Genomic DNA, 15759 nt, shown 5'->3' with positions numbered 1-15759 from the left:
AAAACGAAAGATAAGGTAGGAAAAGAAGGTGAGAGAACATGAGTTATATTCCATTACATAATATTAGCTCTTATAGTCTGTTAAGTAGTTCTATACGAATTAATTCATTAGTCGAGATGGCAAAAGAGAAAAACTTTGAAGCTATCGCGTTAACAGATATGAATGTTCTTTACGGTGCAATCGATTTTTATAAAAAATGCAAAACAGCAAATATAAAACCAATTATTGGATTAACGTTATCGATATATGATGAGGGAACGAACGAATCACATCCAGTAATTTTATTAGCCCAAAATAATACAGGGTATACAAATTTAATGAAGCTTTCTAGTATTGTCCAAACAAAAAATAGTAAAGGTGTACCGAAAAAGTGGATGAGGCACTATTCTGTTGGACTCATTGCAATTGTTATAAGTTCCAACAATGAGTTTTTAACCTATATAGAGGATGAAGAAAAGCTTCAAACTGTATTTACGGAATATGTAAATATGTTTAATAAAGGGTGCCTGTTCTTAGGAATAGATCGAAGTACGACAGAAGCGAAACATGCGGAAGATAGAATACGAGGAAAAATAAAATTACCACTAGTTGCTATAAACACAGCAAAATACTTACAACGCAATGAAGCTTTTCTTTTTGAATGTTTACAAGCGATAAAGAATGGTACGACGATAAAAAGTTTACCGGAAGAAGCTCCTTACTATTTAAAAAGTAAAGAGGAAATGGTAGAACTTTTTCATGATATTCCCGAGGCGTTGGAAAATACATTTCAAATTAGTAGGGAATGCAATGTAACGATACCTCTTCAACAACGTCTGTTACCTAAGTACCCTGTTCCGGATAATAAAAACGCTAATGAATATTTAGAGGAGCGTTGTTGGGAAGGTTTGAAAAATAGAATTCCTAATTTTACAAAAGAGTATTCGGAGCGATTACAGTTTGAATTAGATGTAATTAAAAGAATGGATTTTTCTCACTACTTTTTAATAGTTTGGGATTTTATGTACTTTTCGAGAAATAAAGGAATTATGACAGGTCCAGGTCGTGGATCAGCAGCTGGTTCCTTAGTAGCATATTGTCTCTATATTACGGGAGTGGATCCGATAAAGCATCACCTATTATTTGAACGGTTTTTAAACCCCGAAAGAATATCTATGCCTGATATTGATATTGATTTTCCAGATAATAGGCGAGATGAAGTTATTGAATATGTTGTAGAAAAATATGGTGAGTTGCACGTCGCCCAAATTATTACTTTTGGTACTCTTGCAGCAAAAGCAGCTTGGCGGGACGTAGCCAAAGCATTAAATCTATCTCCTAAAGAAGTCGATGTTATTTCAAAATTAATTCCTTCTAGAGCAGGTGTAACGTTAGAGAGTGCTTTGAAAGAATCAGAACCTTTTAAGAGAGCTATTTATGAAACGAAAGAAAGACAGAGAGCATTTGAAGTAGCCAAAAAAGTGGAAGGTCTACCAAGGCACACTTCCACACATGCTGCAGGTGTTGTTATTAGTGAGAAACCGTTAACCGAAATAATTCCAATCCAATCAGGTTCACATAACGTATATCTGACACAATTCCCAATGGAAACATTAGAAGAAATCGGTCTGTTGAAAATGGACTTTTTAGGTTTAAGAAATTTAACACTCATTCAAAATATAAGAGCGTCCTTGAAATATAATGAAAAAGTGGAGTTTCCAATAGATTTTCAACCACCTGAAGATGAAAAAACGTTTAAACTATTGAGCGAAGGAGATACGTCAGGAATTTTCCAATTAGAATCTACTGGAATGAGAAAAGTATTACAAAATTTAAAACCAACTTCACTTGAAGATATTGTAGCTGTTAATGCGTTGTACCGCCCAGGCCCGATGGAACAAATCCCTATTTATATTGAACGAAAACACGGAAAAAAGCAGGTAGAATATCCACATAGAGAATTAATTTCTATTTTAGAACCTACTTATGGTGTCATTGTTTATCAAGAGCAAATTATGCAAATCGCATCTACGATGGCAGGCTTTTCGTTAGGAGAAGCGGACCTTTTACGAAGAGCGGTTGGTAAAAAGAAACAAGATGTGTTAGCGAAAGAGCGTGCCCACTTTGTAAAAGGGTGTAAGGAAAATGGTTATGATGAAAAAACTGCTCATGACATTTATGATTTAATCGTTAAGTTTGCTAACTACGGTTTTAATAGAAGTCATGCTGTTGCATACAGTATGATAGCTTATGAATTAGCATTTTTAAAATCGAATTACCGAAAAGTGTTTATGACCGCACTGCTATCAAGTGTTTTAGGGAACGAGCAAAAGATAAGTCAGTATGTTGCAGAATGCAAAAAGAGTGGAATTGATGTTTTACCTCCATCCATTAATAATAGTGGTATAGCTTTCCAAGTGGAGCAAGAAGGAATCAGATTTGGTCTTGTATTTATAAAAGGAATTGGTGCCCAAATAATAAAGCAAATCATCGAGGAAAGGAAGAAAAAGCCTTTTACTGACCTCTTTGACTTTATCGTTCGACTCTCTCCAAAAGTAACGAGGAGAACTGCAGAAATATTAATATATTCGGGGTGTTTAGATGAATTTGGACAGAATCGAGCCACTCTCTTAGCCACACTTGATGCAGCTCTTCAACATGCAGAGCTTGTAAAGCCAAATGAAGATGAGGACCAAATAGGTTTTCTATTAGAAGAAGAATTTAATATTGAGCCTAAATATGTAGAAGTAGAGCCTCTACCAGTTGATGAACAATTGCATTTAGAAAAAGAAGTGCTAGGTTTTTATTTATCTCATCACCCTACCGAAATTTATCGAAAGCTATTACAACTTGAAGGAGTTAATTCTATCGGGAATATAGAATTACTGCCTACACCATTTGTTAAAGTCGGAGCGTACATTACGAAGGTTCGAACGATTAGAACTCGCAAAGGAGAAGTAATGGCGTTTATTTCGGCAAGTGATGCAACAGGTGATATAGACGCCGTTGCGTTTCCGACTGACTATCAACGTCTTTCTAATCAATTAGAAGTAGGAAAAGTATTAGTGTTAGAAGGGAAAAAAGAAGAAAGAAACGGTAAATCACAATTAATAATTAGGTCCGTAAATTCAATGGAGCAATTAAAAAGTAAATATGAAGATGTAGTAGGAAGTGTGTATTTAAAAATAGATGAAACGGCACAACCTTCTACCAATTTAAAACAGTTACAACAAACGTTACAAACTTTTAAAGGACCAATGCCAGTTGTAGCGCATTATGTCCAAACAAAAAAAACAGTGCAGCTGTCTCGAGAATATTTTGTTACACCAAGTAAAGAATGTTTAGCTGCTTTAAAACTACTACTTGGGGATAGTAATGTTGTGTTCAAAAAAGAAGCCCTTTTCCATTAAAAGAGAATATGTTATAGTTAGAAGGAGGTGGTCAGACCACCTCCTTCTACTTTTTTTGAATTTAAGAGAAAAAATGGATGTTTTTTTATAAAATTGTGCAACCATGTAAGGACAGACGTCATAATTAAGAGTAAAATATTAATCGTAAAAAAACGAAACTAGACTTATAGCTTTGGCTATCAAAGTTCAAGGAGGATTTACGACCGTGTCATTAAAAGAAGAAGCACTACATATGCATAAAGTGCACAAAGGGAAGTTAGAATCTAAATCAAAAGTTCCGGTTAGAAATGCAAAGGATTTAAGTTTAGCATATTCCCCTGGAGTAGCAGAGCCTTGTAAAGCTATTTATGATGATAAAAATAAAGTATATGAATATACGATGAAAGGTAACATGGTTGCGGTTGTTTCAGATGGTACAGCGGTATTAGGATTAGGGAATATTGGACCTGAGGCAGCACTTCCAGTAATGGAAGGAAAAGCAGTACTGTTCAAAAGTTTTGCAGGAGTAGACGCATTCCCTATTTGCTTAAATACTACGGATGTTGATAAAATCGTGGAAACTGTTAAATTGTTAGAGCCTACGTTCGGTGGAGTTAACTTAGAAGATATCGCTGCTCCAAACTGTTTCGTCATCGAGGAACGCTTAAAGAAAGAAACGAATATTCCAGTCTTTCATGATGATCAGCACGGTACAGCTATTGTAACTGTGGCTGGTTTAGTAAATGCGCTTAAAATAGTTGGTAAAAAGATGTCAGAAATAAAAGTAGTAGCAAACGGTGCAGGTGCTGCTGGTATTGCTATTATTAAATTATTATATCGCTATGGTGTTAGAGATATCATTATGTGCGATACGAAAGGCGCTATTTTTGAAGGAAGAACAACTGGAATGAATAGCGTTAAAGCAGATGTTGCAACGTATACGAATCGAGGTCGAAAAGAAGGATCTTTAGCTGACGTAATACAAGGTGCCGATGTTTTCATTGGTGTTTCCGTTGAAGGTGCATTAACGCAAGACATGATTCGTTCTATGAATGCAGATCCGATTATTTTTGCAATGGCGAATCCAAATCCTGAGATTATGCCTGCAGAAGCAAAAGAAGCTGGGGCTAGTGTTGTTGGGACAGGCCGTTCAGATTTCCCAAATCAAGTTAACAACGTTCTAGCGTTTCCTGGTATCTTCCGTGGAGCACTAGATGTTCGCGCTACACATATAAATGAACAAATGAAAATTGCAGCTGTGGAAGCTATTGCTAGCTTAATATCTTCTGACGAGTTAAATGCTGATTATGTTATTCCAGCGCCGTTTGATCCTAGAGTTGCACCGCAAGTTGCTGCGGCTGTTGCAAAGACGGCAATGGAAACTGGAGTTGCACGCATTAAAGTAGACCCAAAAGAAGTAGCAGAAAGAACTAGAAAAGAAGCTGTTATTGGAAAAGGTGAATGAGAAAGTGTCATCACCTACAAAAATGTACATTGAGATAGTAAAACAAATACGTGCTATCATCTCACAAGATGGAATTACTGCTGGTGATAAAATACCTTCAGAACGAGAGCTGTCCGATCGATTAAAGGTTGGTCGCTCTTCAGTTCGTGAGGCGTTACGAGCACTCGAATTGTTAGGGCTAATTGAGACAAGAAGGGGCGAAGGGACGTACTTAAAAGATTTTACGGAGCATCATCTTGTAGAATTATTAGGCACTTTTATATTAGAATCAGAAGCAAAAAAAGTCGATTTAGTAGAAACAAAGTTTGAATTAGAAAAAACGCTCCTACAATTACTAGTGGTAAAGAATACATCTTCAATTGTGATGGAACAGTTAAAAGATTTACTAACATCACCACATTTTACACATGATGAGTTTTTTAAACTAGTTTCTGTAGGTACAGAAAATAAATTACTACAACGCATTTGGGGATTAGTTAGTACTTATTCCCAAACATTTATTACTAATCTAAATTTGAATCGCACGTTATATGAAAGGTTAATATATTCATTAGAACAAAATGAGACGAATGAAGTGTTAAACATTTATAGCCAGATTTTTTCAAAATTTGTCGATAGTAATAAGACATAATTCAACAACAATTTTAATCGTTTTTATATAAGATACAACTAGCAGGTAAGTAGGACTTTAATTTGAAATAGTTATGATTTCCTATCTTACCTATCATTTGACCTGTTATTAGTACCACGTATAAAAACTAGATAATAAGTAATGGGGAGGCCTTCTTTTGTTAAAAGATTTTTTCACTAAGAAGAAGAAGTATGCGTCCATTCCTTCTGAACATGCAAAACAAGATGTTCCAGAAGGGATCATGACGAAATGTCCAAATTGTAAAAAAATCATGTATACGAAGGAATTAAATAAAAACTTAAAGGTATGTATTCATTGTGATCACCATCATCCGATGACAGCAATGGAAAGAATATACAGCCTGCTTGATACAGATAGCTTCGTGGAGTACGACAGAGGCATGATATCTGAAAATCCGCTCTCCTTCCCAGGATATTTAGAAAAGTTAGAAGGAGATAGAAAGAAAACACATATTAACGAGGCAGTTGTGACTGGTGAAGGAAAAATTAATGACTTTCCTCTCGTAATTGCTGTTATGGACTCTACTTTTAGAATGGGTAGTATGGGCTCCGTAGTCGGAGAGAAGATTACGAGAGCAATTGAAAGAGCAAAAGAAAAGAAATATCCATTTGTTATCTTTACAGCTTCTGGTGGTGCAAGGATGCAGGAAGGTGTATTAAGTTTAATGCAAATGGCAAAAACGAGTAGTGCATTAAAATTATTTAGCCAAGAAGGCGGATTAATAATTTCTATTATGACACACCCAACAACAGGTGGTGTTTCTGCAAGTTTTGCATCACTAGGTGATTATAATTTTGCTGAGCCAAAAGCACTTATTGGGTTTGCTGGTAGACGAATTATTGAACAAACAATTAGAGAAGATTTACCTGAAGACTTTCAAACAGCCGAATTTTTGTTAAAATGTGGACAACTTGATGCTGTTATCCATCGAACAGAGTTAAAAGAAAAATTAACTTTAGTGCTAGATATACATTCCTTAGGGGGTGAAAACGAATGGTAGGCGAACTAGAATTTGAAAAACCAGTCGTGGAACTTCGTAAAAAAATAAAAGAATTAAAAGAGTTTACAGCTAATTCGGATATGGATCTTTCGAGTGAAATTGAAAAGTTAGAAGATAGACTTGAACGATTAGAAAGTGATATTTATGGTAATTTAGCTCCATGGAATCGCGTGCAAATTGCTAGACATCCAGAAAGACCAACAACTTTAGATTACATTGAAAGAATATTTACAGATTTCTTAGAATGTCATGGAGATCGTTACTTTGCCGACGATGCAGCAATTGTAGGAGGGATCGCAAAATTCAACAACATCCCTGTTACAATTATTGGGCATCAACGTGGAAAAGATACGAAGGAAAACATTCGTAGAAATTTTGGAATGCCACATCCAGAAGGATACAGAAAAGCGCTACGCTTGATGTATCAAGCAGAAAAGTTTAAACGCCCAATTATTTGCTTTATTGATACAAAGGGGGCATACCCAGGTAAACCTGCTGAAGAAAGAGGGCAGAGTGAAGCAATTGCTAGAAATTTATTTGAAATGGCTGGGCTAAAAGTGCCTGTAGTATGTGTTGTAATTGGAGAAGGTGGTAGTGGTGGCGCATTAGCGTTAGGAGTCGGTAACTACGTTCATATGTTAGAAAACTCTACTTACTCTGTAATCTCTCCTGAAGGGGCTGCGGCAATTCTTTGGAAAGATGCGTCATTAGCAAAAAAAGCAGCCGAAAGTATGAGAATTACAGCACCAGACTTAAAACAATTAAATGTAATTGATGAAATTATTGAAGAAGGAAAAGGTGGAGCACATCGTAATGTTGATTTCCAAGCAAAAGCAATAAGTAATGTGTTGGAACAATCATTACAAGATTTACTTCCATTAACTCCGGAAGAATTAATAGAGCACCGGTATGCAAAATATAAAAGAATTGGGCAGTATACAGAGTTAGAAGAAGAAAAATGGTATGCTGCTAATGAAAAAGTAGGAAAAGGTCTGTAATGTTATATACGTAATGAAAGAGCTGGTAAAAAAAATGCCGGCTCTCTTATTTTTCAATTCAATAAAGGGTATCGTAATAACTAATGATGTATAGCAGCGTAATGATTACGTTTACATGTAAAACATTAGGAGGTAATTGAGAACCTTTTTTGACTTTCTACGAATAGTTGTTGTTTTCGGTATGTCTTCATGGTATTTTTTTAATGGATTCCCTTTTCAACGCTCTATATTTTATATAGAATATATGATTGGGTATAAAGTAATATTTATTATTTTGAAAAACCTATTTATTTAGGGAAAAATAAAAGAGCTTCACCTGAAGCAAAAAAGGGTTAGAGGTGATACTTATGAAGCGTATTGGTGTTTTAACAAGCGGTGGAGATGCTCCAGGTATGAATGCCGCAATTCGAGCGGTAGTTCGTAAAGCGATCTATCACGAGCTTGAAGTGTACGGAGTATATCGTGGATATGCAGGTCTAATAGAAGGAGATATAAAAAGATTAGATGTTGGTTCCGTTGGTGACATTATTCATCGTGGTGGTACGATGCTTTATTCAGCACGTTGTGAAGAATTCAGAACGTTAGAAGGTCAACAAAAAGGAATTGAACAGCTTAAGAAACACGGCATTGAAGGATTAGTTGTTATCGGTGGCGATGGATCATTCCAAGGTGCAAAAAAATTAACAGAACACGGTTTCCCTTGTGTTGGTGTACCAGGAACCATTGATAATGATATTGCTGGAACAGATTTTACGATTGGTTTTGATACAGCATTAAATACAGTAATTGACGCTATTGATAAAATTAGAGACACTGCAACTTCTCATGAACGTACATATGTTATTGAAGTAATGGGCAGAGATGCTGGAGACATAGCGTTATGGTCTGGTTTAGCTGGTGGAGCAGAATCAATTTTAATTCCTGAAAAAGGGGAAAGTATTGACGACGTAATAAGCAGATTAAGACGTGGATCTGAACGCGGTAAAAAGCATAGTATCATCGTCGTAGCAGAAGGCGTTGGAAGTGGAGTAGAATACGCTCATAAAATAAAAGAAGCTACTAACTTTGAAACGAGATATAGTGTACTCGGTCACATGCAGCGTGGAGGCTCTCCAACAGCAAACGACAGAGTATTAGCAAGTAGACTAGGAGCACGAGCAGTAGAGTTACTAATGGCAAATAAAGGTGGACGCTGTGTTGGTATTCAAAAGAACGAGTTAGTTGACCACGACATTATAGAAGCATTAGCTCAAAAACATACTGTAGATGAAAAAATGTATACACTATCACAAGAATTATCAATTTAAGAGTGGAAACACGATGGAATCGTTTTCATAAATAATAGGAGGATTTAACATTCATGAGAAAAACGAAAATTGTATGTACGATTGGTCCTGCAAGTGAAACTATAGAAAAATTAACACAACTAATGGAAGCTGGAATGAACGTTACACGTTTGAACTTCTCACACGGTGACTACGCTGAACATGGTGCTAGAATCGAAAACATTCGAGTTGCGGCAGAAAAAACAGGTAAAAACATTGCGATTTTACTTGACACTAAAGGTCCTGAAATCCGCACGCATAACATGGAAAATGGTGCTATTGAATTAGTTGAAGGAAATGAAATTATTGTTTCCATGACAGAGGTGGAAGGAACAACTGAGAAGTTTTCTATCTCATATCCAGGTTTAATTGAAGATGTAACGGTTGGATCAAGAATTTTATTAGATGACGGTTTAATTGGTCTAGAAGTAGTAGAAATTCGTGATAACGAAATCGTTACAAAAATATTAAACAGTGGCACATTAAAAAATAAAAAAGGGGTTAACGTACCTGGCGTAAAAGTTAATCTTCCTGGAATTACAGAAAAAGATGCAAATGATATTATTTTCGGTATTGAACAAGGAGTAGACTTCATCGCTGCTTCATTCGTACGCCGTGCTTCGGATGTATTAGAAATTCGTGAATTATTAGAAGCACATAATGCAACTCATATTCAAATCATCCCTAAAATTGAAAACCAAGAAGGTGTCGACAATATTGACGCTATTTTAGAAGTTTCGGACGGTTTAATGGTTGCTCGTGGAGATCTAGGAGTAGAAATACCAGCTGAAGAAGTGCCGATTGTACAAAAAGAATTAATTAAAAAGTGTAATGCACTAGGGAAGCCAGTTATCACTGCAACACAAATGTTAGATTCTATGCAAAAAAACCCTCGCCCAACTCGTGCAGAAGCAAGTGACGTTGCAAATGCTATTTTTGACGGCACAGATGCAATTATGCTTTCTGGTGAAACAGCAGCAGGGTCATATCCTGTAGAAGCAGTACAAACGATGCACAATATCGCTTCTAGAGCAGAAACAGCTTTAGCGTATGATGAGTTATTAAGTACTCGTAATAAACAAGCTCCAAGAACGATTACAGATTCTATCGGACAATCTGTTGCTTATACAGCAGTTAACTTAGATGTGTCGGCAATTGTTACTCCGACTGAAAGTGGACATACTGCAAGAATGATTTCAAAATACCGTCCTAAAGCAGCTATCGTTGCTGTCACTTCATGTGAATCAGTATCACGTAAACTTGCGCTTGTTTGGGGTGTATATCCTCGAATTGGACGTAAAGCGACGACAACAGATGAAATGCTAGATGTTGCAATTGAAGAATCATTAAATACAGGAATCGTTTCTCACGGAGACTTAATTGTGATCACTGCTGGAGTACCAGTGGGAGAAAGAGGAACAACTAACCTAATGAAAATACATGTTGTTGGCGATGTATTAGCTAACGGAACAGGTATTGGTAGAAAAAGTGCTTACGGTAAAGCGGTAATCGCTAAAACTGCTGAAGAAGCATTAGCGAAAGTTGAAAAAGGATCCGTACTTGTAACAATCGGTTCTGATAAAGACATGATGCCAGCATTAGAAAAAGCTTCTGCACTTATTACAGAAGAAGGTGGAATAACTAGCCATGCAGCAGTCGTAGGACTAAGCTTAGGTATTCCTGTTATCGTTGGAGTAGAAGACGCAACATCCATCTTTAAAGAAGGCCAAGACATCACTGTAGATGCATCAAGAGGTACAGTCTACACAGGCCACGCTAACGTACTATAATATAACTTAAAAAAAGAAAGCATGCCTAAAAAGGACATGCTTTCTTTTTGTTTTGCGATAATATAATTTCTACTAATAGTTTATACTTAGCTTTCGTCTTTTCTATTCATTTTTGATATAATAGCTCCATAGGCGAAGCAAAGAGCGGAGAGATGATAATGTTTAAATTGCTATTGGCATTAATAATAATCGTACCTGCCTTAGAGATTTGGGTACTCATATTATCAGGTAAAGCCTTCGGTGTGTTAACTACTATTTTACTCATCATATTAACAGGTGTACTTGGAGCATGGTTAGCGAAACAACAAGGAATGGAAGCGTTACGTACCGCACAAGAAAGAATGAGCTACGGAGAAATGCCTGGAGATGTTATTATCGATGGGCTTTGCATTTTAGTAGGTGGAATTTTATTATTAACGCCAGGATTCATTACAGATGCATTTGGCTTTTTCTTACTTGTTCCAACTACTAGAAAGTTTGTAAAACCAATTATTATAAATACGTTAAGAAAAATGATGAACCGTGGACAGTTCATCATTATAAATAAACGATAGAGAAGTCCCACAAATCAGTTAAGACTGACTTGTGGGACTCTTTATTAATTCGTCGTTTTGCCATGAATAATATAGGACCAAATATCTTTAAAAACACCAGCCTGATGCATCGTGTTTATGATAACTAAAGTAACCGGACCGACAATTAACCCTAAAAATCCTATTAATTTAAAGCCTACGAATAACGCAATTAAAGTTGCTAGCGGATCTAATCCTATGTTTGAAGAGAGTACTTTTGGTTCCATTAGTTGCCGTTGAACAAGTACAATGACATATAAAACAGAAAGGCCAATTGCTAACGGAATATTTCCTGAAATGATTAAATAGATAATCCAAGGAACGAATATCAAACCAGTACCTAAGTATGGTAATAAATCGACAATACCGATAATTAGCGCGATTGTAATTGCATATTCTACTCGCAAAATAAGCAATCCAATTAAGACGATGACAGCTGTGATAGAAATTAAAGTGGCTTGCGCACGAATAAAACCAACGAACGCTTTTCTTAAACTAACAAAAACTTTCCCGACACTCTCTTGTACTTTATTCGGTGTAAATTTATGTAGTCGATTTTGAAGTCTGTACCAATCTTTACTAATAAAAAATGTCGCTAATACAGAAAATATTAAAACAGTGGCTACGTTAGGTATCCAAGTAAACATTTTAGGCAAGTTTTGTAGAAACAGTTGAATAAATTGTCCTACATTTGTACCTATTGTGGCACTAAAATTTTCGATATTTGCAAGGATTGATAACTGCTGTGTTTCTTCTAAATTATGAAACATTGCTGTAATTTGACTGAAGAAAGGAATAATTTGGGTTACTATTATTTTTTCTATATGTAGTACTAACGTTTCGAAATGACCTGGGACAACTTTTGCCAAATACTCAGTACCCGCAACAATTTCTATAATTAACAAGGTAATAATACCTGCAAGGGCAGCTATCACTAAAATTAATGTAATAAATACAGAAAGAGAACGAGGAAGCCTACCTTTAGCTTCAAGGAAATTTACAATAGGGTTAATAGAAAGTGCTAAAAGTAAACCGATAATAAAGGGATAAGTAACTTGGAAAATATAATAAAAGGATATAAGTGTAATAATTGTAATAGTCGCAACTAGTAACGTTCGTAAACTTATATGTACATAACTCCAATTCAATTAATATTCCTCCATTTTTTAAGTAGTTACAGTAATATTTTACCGTTTATTTTCCTACACGTATATAAAATAAAATCATATAAAAATCGCTTTTGTTCAATTTCTGAAAAAATTATGGTACGATTAATAAGGTTTAACCGGAAGGATGGAAGATGTTTGTGTTTAACCAAGCTACCTTGTTTCTCATTATATTATTATTAATAGGTTTTATTGCTAAAAATCAATCTTTAATTATTGCTGTTGCTGTTCTACTAGTAATTAAATTAGTTGGATTAGATAGCAAGTTATTCCCTACTATCCATAGTAAAGGAATTAATTGGGGTGTGACAATTATTACGATTGCAGTACTAGTTCCAATTGCTACTGGTGATATTGGATTTAAGCAGCTACAAGACGCTGCTAAGTCTTCATATGCTTGGATTGCTTTAGGAGCCGGTATAGCGGTGGCATTAATAGCGAAAAGTGGCATTCATTTACTTGCTGAAGATCCGCATATTACTACAGCGCTAGTATTTGGTACGATTTTAGCGGTTGCCCTATTTAAAGGAGTTGCAGTAGGGCCATTAATTGGTGCAGGCATTGCCTACATAGCAATGAGAGTAATTTCCTACTTTTCTTCATAAAGGAAAAGAATGTTTTTGTATAATAATTATTTTTATACAAACTTCTGTCCTTTTCATTCACAAAAGTCAGAAATTTGTTTATAATAAGAACGTGGAATCTTTCATCCTACATAAATATGAATATTTTACCTAACGGTTGTAAGGGGTTCAGACTATGAGTAATAGTTTAATTTTTTACTTGGAAATGTAAGCATTTTCTTTCAGGGTAAATCCTGTTAATATTATGTTGAGCAACCGTTCGGGTTCAATGGGGAAATTTATAAACAAAGGAGAGGGTTAGTATGACAGCAACAAAAGGTCTAGAAGGAATTGTAGCAACAACATCATCTATTAGTTCTATCATCGATGATACATTGACGTATGTAGGATATAATATTGATGATCTAACAAATCATGCTAGTTTCGAAGAAGTAGTTTATCTATTATGGCATCAAAAACTACCAACAGAAGCTCAATTGGCAGAGTTAAAGCAACAATTAGCTGATAATATGTCGCTACCTGAAGAAGTTATTAATCATTTTAAAACATATCCAATTAACGATGTTCATCCAATGGCAGCATTAAGAACAGCTGTTTCATTGCTTGGTCTTTATGATGAGGAAGCAGATTCGATGGATGAGGCTGCTAACTATCGTAAAGCAATTCGTCTACAAGCTAAAATTTCCACAATTGTAACTGCATTCTCTCGTATTCGTAAAGGATTAGAGCCTATTGCTCCGAAAACGGACTTAGGATTTGCAGCAAACTTCTTATACATGCTGTCTGGAGAAGAGCCATCTGAAATTGCTGTTGAAGCATTTAATAAAGCGTTAGTCCTTCATGCTGACCATGAATTAAACGCTTCCACTTTTACTGCACGTGTTTGTGTGGCAACTCTATCAGATGTGTACTCTGGTGTAACTGCAGCGATAGGGGCGTTAAAAGGTCCTTTACACGGTGGAGCAAACGAAGCTGTAATGAAAATGCTAACGGAAATTGGCTCTCCTGAAAATGCGGAAAGCTATATTCGTGAAAAGCTTGCAAACAAAGAAAAAATTATGGGATTCGGCCACCGCGTATACCGTCAAGGGGACCCTCGTGCAAAGCACTTACGTGAAATGAGTGAAAAATTAACAAAGTTAACTGGTGAACCTCAATGGTATGAAATGTCTACAAAAATTGAGGAAATCGTAACATCTGAAAAACCGTTACCACCAAACGTAGATTTCTATTCTGCTTCTGTCTATCATTCTCTAGGAATTGATCATGACTTATTCACTCCAATTTTTGCGGTAAGTCGTGTATCAGGCTGGTTAGCTCATATTCTAGAGCAATATAGTAACAACCGTTTAATCCGTCCGCGTGCAGATTACACAGGTCCTGGAAAACAAGAATTTGTGCCAATTTCACAACGTGGATAATAAACAATTTTCATTGACTTAGAGACTACCAACACGTACGATCGAAGTGGGGAATTTTAATTTCCTCACTCGATATACGTAGTTCAACAAGCTATAAACTAGGAGGTTATCATTGTGACTCAAGGTGAAAAAATTACTGTACAAAATGGTGTATTAAACGTTCCAAACAATCCAATTATTCCTTTTATTGAAGGTGATGGTACTGGTCCAGATATTTGGGCATCAGCGTCACGTGTGTTAGAAGCAGCAGTAGAAAAAGCTTATAACGGTGAAAAGAAAATTGTATGGAAAGAAGTATTAGCTGGGGAGAAAGCATTCAACCAAACAGGTGAATGGTTACCCGCTGAGACTTTAGATGTAATTCGTGACTACATAATTGCAATTAAAGGTCCATTAACAACTCCAGTTGGTGGTGGAATTCGTTCTTTAAACGTTGCACTACGTCAAGAGTTAGACCTATTTACTTGTTTACGTCCGGTACGTTATTTCCAAGGAGTACCTTCTCCAGTTAGACGTCCTGAAGACACAGACATGGTTATTTTCCGTGAAAATACAGAAGATATTTATGCTGGTATTGAATACGCACAAGGTTCTGAAGAAGTAGAAAAACTAATCAACTTCTTACAAACTGAAATGGGTGTGAACAAAATCCGCTTCCCAGAAACTTCTGGTATCGGTATTAAACCAGTTTCTGAAGAAGGAACGTCTCGTTTAGTTCGTGCTGCAATTAACTATGCAATTGAGCATGGCCGCAAATCTGTAACATTAGTTCATAAAGGAAACATTATGAAGTTTACAGAAGGAGCTTTCAAAAACTGGGGTTATGAATTAGCTGAAAAAGAATTCGGTGATAAAGTATTCACTTGGGCACAATATGACCGTATTGCAGAAGCAGAAGGAAAAGATGCTGCGAACAAAGCGCAAGAAACAGCTGAGGCAGAAGGTAAAATTATCGTAAAAGATTCCATCGCGGATATCTTCTTACAACAAATTTTAACTCGTCCTCGTGAATTTGATGTAGTAGCAACAATGAACTTAAATGGAGACTATATTTCTGATGCACTTGCTGCACAAGTTGGTGGTATCGGAATCGCTCCAGGAGCTAACATTAACTATGAGACTGGTCATGCAATTTTCGAAGCAACACATGGTACTGCTCCAAAGTATGCAGGCCTTGATAAAGTAAACCCATCTTCTGTTATCCTTTCTGGTGTACTCATGCTTGAACACTTAGGTTGGACTGAGGCTGCGGAATTAGTAGTGAAGGCGATGGAAAAATCAATTTCTTCTAAAGTTGTAACTTACGATTTTGCTCGCCTAATGGAAGGTGCAACAGAAGTGAAGTGTTCTGAATTCGGAGACGAATTAATTAAAAATATGTAACATAATGTTCAATGTGAGGTAATCGGTATTATACC

Annotated in this window: 12 protein-coding genes; 11 read left to right on the top strand and 1 reads right to left on the bottom strand. The window is 36.1% G+C overall.

The features are described from left to right. Positions 1-38 precede the first annotated feature (38 nt). The 8 genes from dnaE to BC6307_RS16860 all read left to right on the top strand — a co-directional run bounded on the left by dnaE (position 39) and on the right by BC6307_RS16860 (position 11152). Positions 39-3389, top strand: a complete 3351-nt coding sequence (gene dnaE / locus BC6307_RS16895; RefSeq protein WP_066420119.1) for a DNA polymerase III subunit alpha — start codon at positions 39-41, stop codon at positions 3387-3389. A 205-nt stretch (positions 3390-3594) separates the two neighbouring features. Further along, positions 3595-4833 (top strand): NADP-dependent malic enzyme, encoded by a 1239-nt coding sequence (gene ystJ / locus BC6307_RS16890; RefSeq protein ID WP_066420121.1) that lies wholly within the window; start codon positions 3595-3597, stop codon positions 4831-4833. Between the two features lie 4 nt (positions 4834-4837). After that, entirely contained in the window at positions 4838-5464 is a 627-nt protein-coding gene (locus tag BC6307_RS16885; RefSeq protein WP_066420123.1) for a FadR/GntR family transcriptional regulator, read from the top strand. A 157-nt stretch (positions 5465-5621) separates the two neighbouring features. Then, positions 5622-6485, top strand: a complete 864-nt coding sequence (gene accD / locus BC6307_RS16880) for an acetyl-CoA carboxylase, carboxyltransferase subunit beta (protein ID WP_066420125.1) — start codon at positions 5622-5624, stop codon at positions 6483-6485. Beyond that, on the top strand, positions 6479-7483 hold the full coding sequence (gene accA, locus BC6307_RS16875) for an acetyl-CoA carboxylase carboxyl transferase subunit alpha (RefSeq protein WP_066420126.1): 1005 nt from the start codon (positions 6479-6481) through the stop codon (positions 7481-7483). Before accD ends, accA begins: the two co-directional genes overlap by 7 nt. Before the next feature lie 347 nt (positions 7484-7830). Continuing rightward, entirely contained in the window at positions 7831-8790 is a 960-nt protein-coding gene (gene pfkA, locus BC6307_RS16870; protein ID WP_066420127.1) for a 6-phosphofructokinase, read from the top strand. A gap of 53 nt (positions 8791-8843) precedes the next feature. Further along, a complete protein-coding gene (gene pyk / locus BC6307_RS16865) occupies positions 8844-10598 on the top strand; it encodes a pyruvate kinase (protein ID WP_066420128.1) in 1755 nt (584 codons plus the stop codon). 158 nt (positions 10599-10756) lie between these two features. Further along, complete coding sequence (locus BC6307_RS16860) at positions 10757-11152, top strand: FxsA family protein (protein WP_066420129.1); 396 nt, start codon at positions 10757-10759, stop codon at positions 11150-11152. 44 nt (positions 11153-11196) lie between these two features. On the opposite strand, the gene ytvI is transcribed toward BC6307_RS16860, so the two are convergent. Beyond that, a complete protein-coding gene (gene ytvI, locus BC6307_RS16855; RefSeq protein WP_066420131.1) occupies positions 11197-12318 on the bottom strand; it encodes a sporulation integral membrane protein YtvI in 1122 nt (373 codons plus the stop codon). Positions 12319-12476: 158 nt separating this feature from the next. Between ytvI and BC6307_RS16850 the strand changes: the two genes are divergently transcribed. The 3 genes from BC6307_RS16850 to icd all read left to right on the top strand — a co-directional run bounded on the left by BC6307_RS16850 (position 12477) and on the right by icd (position 15724). Further along, positions 12477-12941, top strand: a complete 465-nt coding sequence (locus BC6307_RS16850; protein ID WP_066420140.1) for a DUF441 domain-containing protein — start codon at positions 12477-12479, stop codon at positions 12939-12941. 281 nt (positions 12942-13222) lie between these two features. Beyond that, positions 13223-14341, top strand: a complete 1119-nt coding sequence (gene citZ / locus BC6307_RS16845; RefSeq protein WP_066420133.1) for a citrate synthase — start codon at positions 13223-13225, stop codon at positions 14339-14341. Positions 14342-14455: 114 nt separating this feature from the next. Next, complete coding sequence (gene icd / locus BC6307_RS16840) at positions 14456-15724, top strand: NADP-dependent isocitrate dehydrogenase (protein WP_066420135.1); 1269 nt, start codon at positions 14456-14458, stop codon at positions 15722-15724. Positions 15725-15759: the final 35 nt, after the last annotated feature.

This window comes from Sutcliffiella cohnii (assembly GCF_002250055.1).
GTDB lineage: Bacteria > Bacillota > Bacilli > Bacillales > Bacillaceae_I > Sutcliffiella > Sutcliffiella cohnii.
This window is presented reverse-complemented; position numbering and strand designations above follow the sequence as displayed.